This window comes from Methylobacterium sp. E-065 (assembly GCF_022829605.1).
Taxonomy (GTDB): Bacteria; Pseudomonadota; Alphaproteobacteria; order Rhizobiales; family Beijerinckiaceae; genus Methylobacterium.
Genome location: NZ_JAKSYD010000092.1, coordinates 1 through 1,784, shown reverse-complemented (window position 1 = coordinate 1,784; position 1,784 = coordinate 1). Strand labels below are relative to the sequence as shown.

The 1,784-nt window shown below is 67.0% G+C and carries 3 protein-coding genes; all 3 read right to left on the bottom strand.

Annotated elements, in window-relative coordinates; genetic code table 11:
• Positions 1-198: 198 nt before the first annotated feature.
• The 3 genes from MKK84_RS09260 to MKK84_RS09250 all read right to left on the bottom strand — a co-directional run bounded on the left by MKK84_RS09260 (position 199) and on the right by MKK84_RS09250 (position 1,704).
• Positions 199-426 (bottom strand): MucR family transcriptional regulator, encoded by a 228-nt coding sequence (locus MKK84_RS09260; RefSeq protein WP_409566472.1) that lies wholly within the window; start codon positions 424-426, stop codon positions 199-201.
• Positions 427-623: 197 nt separating this feature from the next.
• A complete protein-coding gene (locus MKK84_RS09255) occupies positions 624-1,271 on the bottom strand; it encodes a hypothetical protein (RefSeq protein ID WP_243919022.1) in 648 nt (215 codons plus the stop codon).
• Between the two features lie 52 nt (positions 1,272-1,323).
• On the bottom strand, positions 1,324-1,704 hold the full coding sequence (locus tag MKK84_RS09250) for a hypothetical protein (RefSeq protein WP_243919020.1): 381 nt from the start codon (positions 1,702-1,704) through the stop codon (positions 1,324-1,326).
• Between the last annotated feature and the right edge of the window lie 80 nt (positions 1,705-1,784).

The window sequence follows — 1,784 nt, the reverse complement described above, 5'->3', positions numbered from 1 at the left end:
GCTTTCCTAGACCTGAGGTTGAACGCCATGAGATGGTGCTCGTACATGCTAGAGCTGGTGCGACACGCGATCGGGCGGTCGTAGGACCACGTGGGGACCTCTGGCTAGGGGCGGAGCGTGAGCGTGTACCACTTCCGCGCGTCGCATTTCGTCTCTTTGTTAATCAAACGGCGGCCCCCGGGATCTACACATAGGGGGTCACGCTTTCCCTACGCCACGCTCTTCCGATCTGATATCGGGCTGGGCCGCCGTGCCGGTCTCCGCCGTCAGGGTGCCCGAGACGAGGCCCGCGACGGCCCCATGGACCCGGGCGATCAGCGCCGGCAGCTCCGCGGCCGGAACGGGATTGTTCGACACGTAGGCGGCAACGAGTTCGGCGGTCACAACCGCCAAGGTCTCGGTCGCCTCATCGTGTGTGTCGGTCATGTGAGGTCCTTCGAAAAGCGCTGTGTCTCCTCATCGTTTGGGGCCGGCAAAGGTTTAAACGAAGTAAATTTAGCACGATGACTTGGCGAATAGGCGGTATTTCTCCCGCAACGCACACCAGCCGCGGCAGACCGGGCGATCGTTTCGAAACGATCGCCCGGTCTGCCTTTGAAGGTCTTCCGAATCACCGATAGGGGTCAGAGGTCGGTGGTGGCCGGATAGGACCGGACCCGACCCCGCTCGCCGCTCGTCCCGGCAGGGCCGGCGCCGGAGGTGACCTGCGGGGCCGCCCAGCCCTCCGCACGCCATGCACTCGCCTTCTCATCGAGATCGACCGCGCCGTGCCGCTCCAGGATCGCTGTCACCGTCGGGGCCAGCGTGGCCCGCGCCGGGTCGAGGCGGACCGTGACGAGGGTTCCGCCCCGCCGCACGCCCTCGCCGTAGGCGTGGGCATCCGCCTCGCCCACCCCGGCACCCGTCAGCGCGCCGGCGAATCCCCCGGCGGCTGCGCCGATGCCGGCCCCCGTCAGCGTGGCGACGAGCCAGCCGGCGGCGACCACCGGCCCGACCCCCGGGATCGCGAGCAGCCCGAGGCCTGCCAGAAGGCCCGCGGCGCCGCCCGCGACCGTGCCGAGGGTCGCGCCGACACCCGTGCCGTCCTTGGCACGCTCCTTGGCGGCGGCATCCCCGGTTCCGTCACCGACGACACCGGCGTGCCGATCGCCCTCGTTGTTGCTGACGATGCTGATATCACCGTGCGGGATCCCGCTGGCCTCGATCTCGCCAACGGCGGTACGCGCATCCGCGTAGCTGTCGTAAAGGGCCGTGATGGTCTGCTGGGCCATGAATTTTCTCCTGCCAACTGTCTCGCCGGCTAATACGCGCGTCGGGGACGGATTACTGCGCCGCCACATTGCCCTTGAAATCGAGGCCGACCTGAACGGTTTGACCGCCACGCGTGGCGGTGCCCCGCCAGATGCCGTCCGAATCCTTCTTGAGATCCCGGGCATCCATGAAGCCGGCCTTCGCGAGCCGTGCGCGGGTCTCGCCCTCCGTGAAGCTGTTCGCGCCCTTCTCAAGCTGGACGCTGCCGCCCGCACCGGTTCCGGTGCCGTTCGGGGTCATCTTATCGGTGTTCGGCCGCGTCACGCTCTGTTGACCGCCGGATTGCTGGCTCGTCTTGGCGTCGGGGGCAGCCGGCGTGCCCGTGACCGTGGTCTGAGCGACGGCACTCGATCCGAGCACGGTCGCGAGGACAAGGGCGAGAGGGATACGCATGATGGACTCCGTTGTGGTTTCGGAACCATCAATCCTTCAGTGGAGCACGACGTTCCGAAATCGGATGATTTAGCGAGATT

Excerpts from the sequence above, each read along its gene's own strand:
- MKK84_RS09260 (WP_409566472.1), bottom strand. The coding sequence starts at position 426 with ATGACCGACACACACGATGAGGCGACCGAGACCTTGGCGGTTGTGACC.
- MKK84_RS09255 (WP_243919022.1), bottom strand. The coding sequence starts at position 1,271 with ATGGCCCAGCAGACCATCACGGCCCTTTACGACAGCTACGCGGATGCG.
- MKK84_RS09250 (WP_243919020.1), bottom strand. The coding sequence starts at position 1,704 with ATGCGTATCCCTCTCGCCCTTGTCCTCGCGACCGTGCTCGGATCGAGT.